The sequence below is a fragment of the Streptomyces sp. HNM0645 genome (genome assembly GCF_030056615.1).
In the GTDB taxonomy this organism is placed as follows: domain Bacteria; phylum Actinomycetota; class Actinomycetes; order Streptomycetales; family Streptomycetaceae; genus Streptomyces; species Streptomyces marianii.
This window is the reverse complement of record NZ_JASHLT010000098.1, coordinates 1-5,491: the sequence shown is the minus strand read 5'-3', so window position 1 is coordinate 5,491 and position 5,491 is coordinate 1. Positions and strand designations below refer to the sequence as shown.

General features: G+C 69.7%; 4 protein-coding genes. All 4 read left to right on the top strand.

The genetic code is table 11. From position 1 onward, the window contains the following. The first annotated feature begins 332 nt into the window (after window positions 1-332). Complete coding sequence (locus tag QMZ92_RS35540) at window positions 333-3,899, top strand: ALF repeat-containing protein (RefSeq protein ID WP_283302042.1); 3,567 nt, start codon at window positions 333-335, stop codon at window positions 3,897-3,899. Window positions 3,900-3,906: 7 nt separating this feature from the next. After that, the gene (locus QMZ92_RS35535; protein WP_283302040.1) at window positions 3,907-4,281 is read left to right on the top strand and encodes a hypothetical protein; all 375 of its coding nucleotides are present in this window, start codon (window positions 3,907-3,909) and stop codon (window positions 4,279-4,281) included. A gap of 150 nt (window positions 4,282-4,431) precedes the next feature. Further along, window positions 4,432-4,791 carry a DUF6086 family protein gene (locus tag QMZ92_RS35530; RefSeq protein ID WP_283302037.1) on the top strand — a complete coding sequence of 120 codons (360 nt, stop codon included), beginning with the start codon at window positions 4,432-4,434 and terminating at the stop codon, window positions 4,789-4,791. Window positions 4,792-4,819: 28 nt separating this feature from the next. Further along, on the top strand, window positions 4,820-5,221 hold the full coding sequence (locus QMZ92_RS35525; protein WP_283302035.1) for a hypothetical protein: 402 nt from the start codon (window positions 4,820-4,822) through the stop codon (window positions 5,219-5,221). The last annotated feature ends 270 nt before the right edge of the window (window positions 5,222-5,491 follow it).

Genomic DNA, 5,491 nt, shown 5'->3' with positions numbered 1-5,491 from the left:
CCCCCTGGACTTCGCTTCCCCCCGCACAGCTGACTGGTCATCAAACTGAGTGCCGACGAAGAATAACCCAACACCACACCCACCGAACTGTGGCAGGGATCACAAGGGTTGTGGCTCTCGCGGTGGCAAATAAAATCCCTTGTGTGTAGTCGACTTGACGGGTACGTTGCCCCGACTGCGCCTCTCCAGTGACCTTTCATGCCCTCGCTTATCATCCTGCGTCATCAATGTCCGGCAGCCTGAGAGAGTTGTCGGCCGTACGAGACGAGCGATTCTTGAAACGAAAACTCCATGGACCGGGACCGGGCATTACGGGAGCGGCTTTACGCGGGATGCGTGCCCTCGCCCTGGGCCTGCTCCCACTGGCCCTCATGGTCGGTCTGCCGGGTTCCGCACCGGCCGCGGTCGCGGCACCGGCTGCGGGTCCCGGGCAGGTCGCCGCTCCGGCCGAGGTAACCGCGACCGACCGTGGTCTGGTGGTCGACTACTGGAAGGCGGGCGGACCCGGGGTCAAGGCGGCCGCTGAGGCGGCACTGACCGGCAGCGATGCCCAGGTCCAGGCGTTCCTGGCGGCCGCGGACGGGCTTGCCCTGCAGGACCAGCGGGTGTCCGCCGCTCAGCTCGCCGGTGTCGGCGGTACGGAGCTGATGGCCGCTGCCCGTACGGCTCTCCTGGGCACCCAGGAGGAGCTGGAGAGCTTCCTGAGCTGGGGCTGGGAGGCCCCGTTGGAGCAGGACGACCGGGTCCGCGTGGCCCAGATCATCAGCACCTCCGGGCCCGTCGTGGCCGATGCGGGGCGGGCTGCGCTGAACGGTTCGCCGGACGACGTCCGCACGTTCCTGCGCGACGGGCAGTACACCCAGCGCGAGCAGGACGAGCGGGTGCAGTTGGTACAGCTCATCAGCGTGGGCGGGACCAACGTCCGTGCGGCCGGGCAGCTCGCCCTGGCCGGTACCCCCGAGGACATCCGGGAGTTCCTGGAGGTCGGCCAGTTCGTCGCGCGTGACAAGGACCAGGAGCACGCCACCGTCGCCCAGCTCGCCGAGCAGGCGAAGGAGGCCGGCCGGCAGGCCGCGAAGGAGACCGCTTCGGCGAAGACCGAGTCGGCGAAGGCGATCGAGGCGGCGAAGCTCGCCAAGGAAGCGGCACTCAAGGCCGCGGCCGAGGCCGAGGCCGCGAAGGACGACACGGCGAAGGCCGCGCGCGCAGCGGGTCGTGCGGCGAAGGCGGCCTCGCAGGCGGCGGCGTCCGCACAGCAGGCGATCGACGCCTCGCGTGCGGCGACCAACTCGGCTCGGGTCGCGGCGAACGCGGCGTCCCAGGCCGCTGCTGCGGCGGCGGGTGCCTCGCAGGCCGCTTCGCGTGCGCGTGGTGCGGCGGCGGATGCCGCAGTGGACGCGCGGAACGCAAACGCGGCGCGGGTGGCTGCCGAGAACGCGCGTACCGCGGCCAAGGGCGCCGGCCTTGCTGCTGACGCGGCCGACCAGGCGTCGAAGGCGGCCACCGCCGCGGGGGACGCCGCGGCGTCCGCCGCGGGTGCGGGTGCCAACGCGAACCTCGCGGCCAACGCGGCGGTCGAGGCGAGCAACTGGGCCGGTGAGTCCAGCGCGGCGGCTGCCGAGGCGCGGGCCGCGGCTGCGGCGACCAAGCGGCACGCCGCCGAGGCGAATCGCGCGGCGGCCGCTGCCGAGGCGTTGGCACGCAAGGCGGCGAAGGCTGCGGGTGAGGCGCGTGACGCGGCCCGGTCGGCCGCCACGCATGCGAACAACGCGGCTGCGGCGGCTGACGAGGCGGCCGAGCACGCGGGTGATGCGGCCACCGCGGCGGCGAAGTCGACGGCGCACGCGAACGCGGCGACCGACGCCGCGAACGCGGCGGCGGCCGCGGTGGTCAAGGCGCAGCAGGTCTACACGCTCGCGCGGGAGGTGGAGGCCGAGGAACTGCTGGGCCGTACCAACGCCGGTATCGAGCGGGCCAGGGACCAGAAGGCGGCGGACGCCGCGAGGACGTCGGCCCGGGCGGGATTCGAGCAGGCGGTCAAGGACCGGGACGCGGAGCGGGCCCGGCTGGTGGCCGAGGCGGGCAGGCCCGGAGCCGACCTGAAGGCCATCGCGGCCGAGGGCCGCAAGCTCGCTGTCCTGGCGATGAAGAACGGCACGGCCTGGGGACGGGGCGCGGCTGAAGCCGCACTGGCAGGCCCGGACGAGGTCGTCATCGACTATCTGCAGGGCGGCTGGACGACGGCGAAGGAGCAGGACGAGCGCTCCTACGTCGAGCGGCTGGCCGAGGAGAGTGAGGTCGCGGAGGTGCGGGCGGCGGCCGAGACCGCGCTCGACGGCGACGCGGCCGCGGTCACGGCGTTCACCACCAGTGGGCAGTACCAGGCCGCGGCCCAGAGCATGCGGGTGGCGATCGCGCAGGCCGTCTCCGGTGCCGGGCCGGTCCTCACCGACGCCGGCCGCACGGCGCTGAACAGCGGGGACCCGAAGAAGTACAGCGAGTTCCTGATCAAGACGCAGTTCACGGCGCGGACGCAGGACGAGCGGGTCAAGGCGGCCCAGCTGAACTCCTCCGGCGGACCGGAGGTCAGGTCCGCGGCCCGGATCGCTCTGGAGGGCTCCCCGCAGACCCTGCACGCCTTCGTCGTCTCCGGACAGTACAAGGCGGCCCGTAAGGACCATCTGTCGGCCACCCATGTGGCCAGGGTCCAGAAGCTGATCGCGGAGGCGGCGAAGATCGCGGCCACCGCGCAGCAGAACGCGGCCACCGCGCAGAAGGTCGCCGCCCTCGCCCGCAAGGCGTCCGCGGAGGCCAACCAGTGGGCGCAGAAGGCCAGTGACTCGGCCGCCGAGGCCCAGGACCACGCCGACGAGGCCGCGGAACACGCCAAGGACGCCGAAGCGTCCGCGGCCAGCGCCGCCGCCTCCGCCGCCACCGCCCGCAACGCGGCCAACCGGGCCGACATCGCGGCCGAGGACGCCGCCCGCTCCGCCACGGACGCCACGCTCTCCTCGGAGTTGGCCCAGGCGTCGGCGTCCAGCGCCTGGTTCGCCGCGGAACAGGCGCGCCAGTCCTCGATCGCCGCGGGCGAGGACGCCAAGGCCGCTCTCGCGGCGGCCACCGAGGCGTTCACCATCGCCGTCAAGAAGCACCGTGAGGAGGAGGAAGCCCGCCGTAAGGCGGCCATCGCCGCCAAACAGGAGGCGATGAACGACCCCGGCTACCGCGCCCGGAAGATATATCGCTGCGGCCAGGCCATCGTCCCCTGCGATCCGCAGGAATTCGCCCGCTGGTGCCAGCACAACGAAATCGGCTGCGACATCCTCTCCATGGGCGACGAGTTCGGCGATGCCATGGAGCAGCTCTGGGGAGTCACGGCCGAACTCACCGGTCTCACCGAACTCGAGGGCTGCCTCGACAACAAGGACTTCGAGCACTGCTCGAGCCTTGCCGCGGACGTCCTCATCGGCGCCAAACTGAAGGCACTGGAAAAGGCCTACGACGGGCTCAAGCTTCTGAAGCGTGGCTGCAACGTCGTCAGCAAGGCCGGGATGCGGACCATGTCCGCGATGTCTGCCGGGTCCGCTGACGTGCCCTGCCTGACGCACAACGTCCCCGGGCTCCCCAGGGACAAGTCGAAGATCCCCGATTCCACCGACTGCGGCGCGTGCGCAAAACGCATCCGTGACAGTCTGGGGGGAGGCGAGATCGTCACCATCAAGCCGGCGGGCCAGCACGGCCTCGGCGGCTACAGAGGGCAGGACACTTTCTGGTTCGAGCACGTCGTGGTCGTCTACAAGGGCCGGGTCTATGACGGCTTTACGGGGCGAGGCGGTGAGACGATCGCCGAGTACAAGGCCAAGTGGGACTGGCCCGACGTCATCAACTTCGGATTCTAGGAGCCGCGTGGCTGACAAGCAGCTCATCGAACAGCTCCGGGCCAGGCCGGGCATGTACGGTCTGAACGGTACCTACCACCCCACCGCCATGCTCCTTCTCGGGTTCGACCTGGCTCGGGACGGCGGTTTGCTGCGGGGCTTCAGGGAGTGGCTGATCGTGCGCAAGGGCGAACCCTCCAGCGCCGTTTGGTATGCGCTCGTGTTCCAGGAGTCGTTGCCCGGTGTCAGTCTCCGGAACTGGCGATGTCTGGAACCGGAGCAGGACCAGCGGGCTGTGGATCACCTCTTCTCGCTCGTCCTGGAGTTCCTGGACGTACGCGACGACAGTGAGTCGCTGGCCCGTATGTACACGGAATACCACTCTTTGCAGGCCGGACGGTAGCGCGGACCGGGAGTGGTCACGCCGACTGGCGGGGCGTCGCCGGGATTCCGGCGGCGCCCTCAGTCGTATCAAGCGTTCCGCAACGAGGGCCGGCCGCGGGCCGTCCGCCGGCCGACCTGAATTCACTGCCGTAGGAATGGAGATCGCAGATTGAGTTACCCCTTCGGACTGGACGGCGAGACGCTCTGGGACGCCGGCTACCACAGCGGTCTGCTGTACGCCTCCCTGGCCCATGGCGCGGCCGAGTTCCTGGAGTTGCCGTCGGGGCTGACTCCGAACGACCAGGGCGGATGTGACGTGGACATCGAGCAATTTCGGGTCTTCGTCGAGGGCCTGTACGAGCGGTATGCCTCGACCCGGAACGAGGTGCTGCACGGGCTGGCCCACGGTTTGCTGGTCACCTCGCTCGTCCTGCTGGAGCGCGCGGGCGGGACCCTCGCACTGACGCCTCCGCACGCGGCAACCCTCCTCGACGAGAAGGCCTCGCTGGCGCATTCCATGGCGGTGTAGGCCTGCACAGGGGGAATTGAGGAAATCTGTGAACGACAGGCAGTACTTCGAAGGGGTTGCTGCTCGGCCGGGGCTCTACGGTCTCGACCGTTCGTACAAGAGCGCGGTGATGTTCCTCGTCGGATTCGACGAGGCTCGCTCGGGTGGGCTGCTGTGTGGATTTACCGAGTGGCTGGTCGTGCGCAAGGGTGAATGCTCCAGCTTCGGATGGCAGGCGCTCGTCCTCGACGAAGCGCTGCCCGGCGTTGATTCGTGGGGCTGGAGCAAACTGGATGGTTCGACCCCGGAGCAGGAGCGTGAGGCTGTAGACCTGCTGCTCGCTCGGCTGCTCGAATTTCTGGCAGTGCGGGATGACGTGCCGGCGCTGGCTCGCATGTACGCGCAATATGACTCCCTCCATGCGCGGGTTGGCGAATCCGGAGCAGAGTAGGGCCGACGCGCCGCTCCGGATGCGAAGCGGCCCCAGGCGAGATCCGTCCGCCTGGCGCCGCTTCGCCTGTCGTCGTTGCGGCCGGCACCGCCACTTGCCCGCGATGAAGGAGTGTGCGTCAACTCACCAGCGGTTATTCCGGATCGACCGCGAGAGCCACAAGCCTTGTGATCCCTGCCACAGTTCGGTGGGTGTGGTGTTGGGTTATTCTTCGTCGGCACTCAGTTTGATGACCAGTCAGCTGTGCGGGGGGAAGCGAAGTCCAGGGGG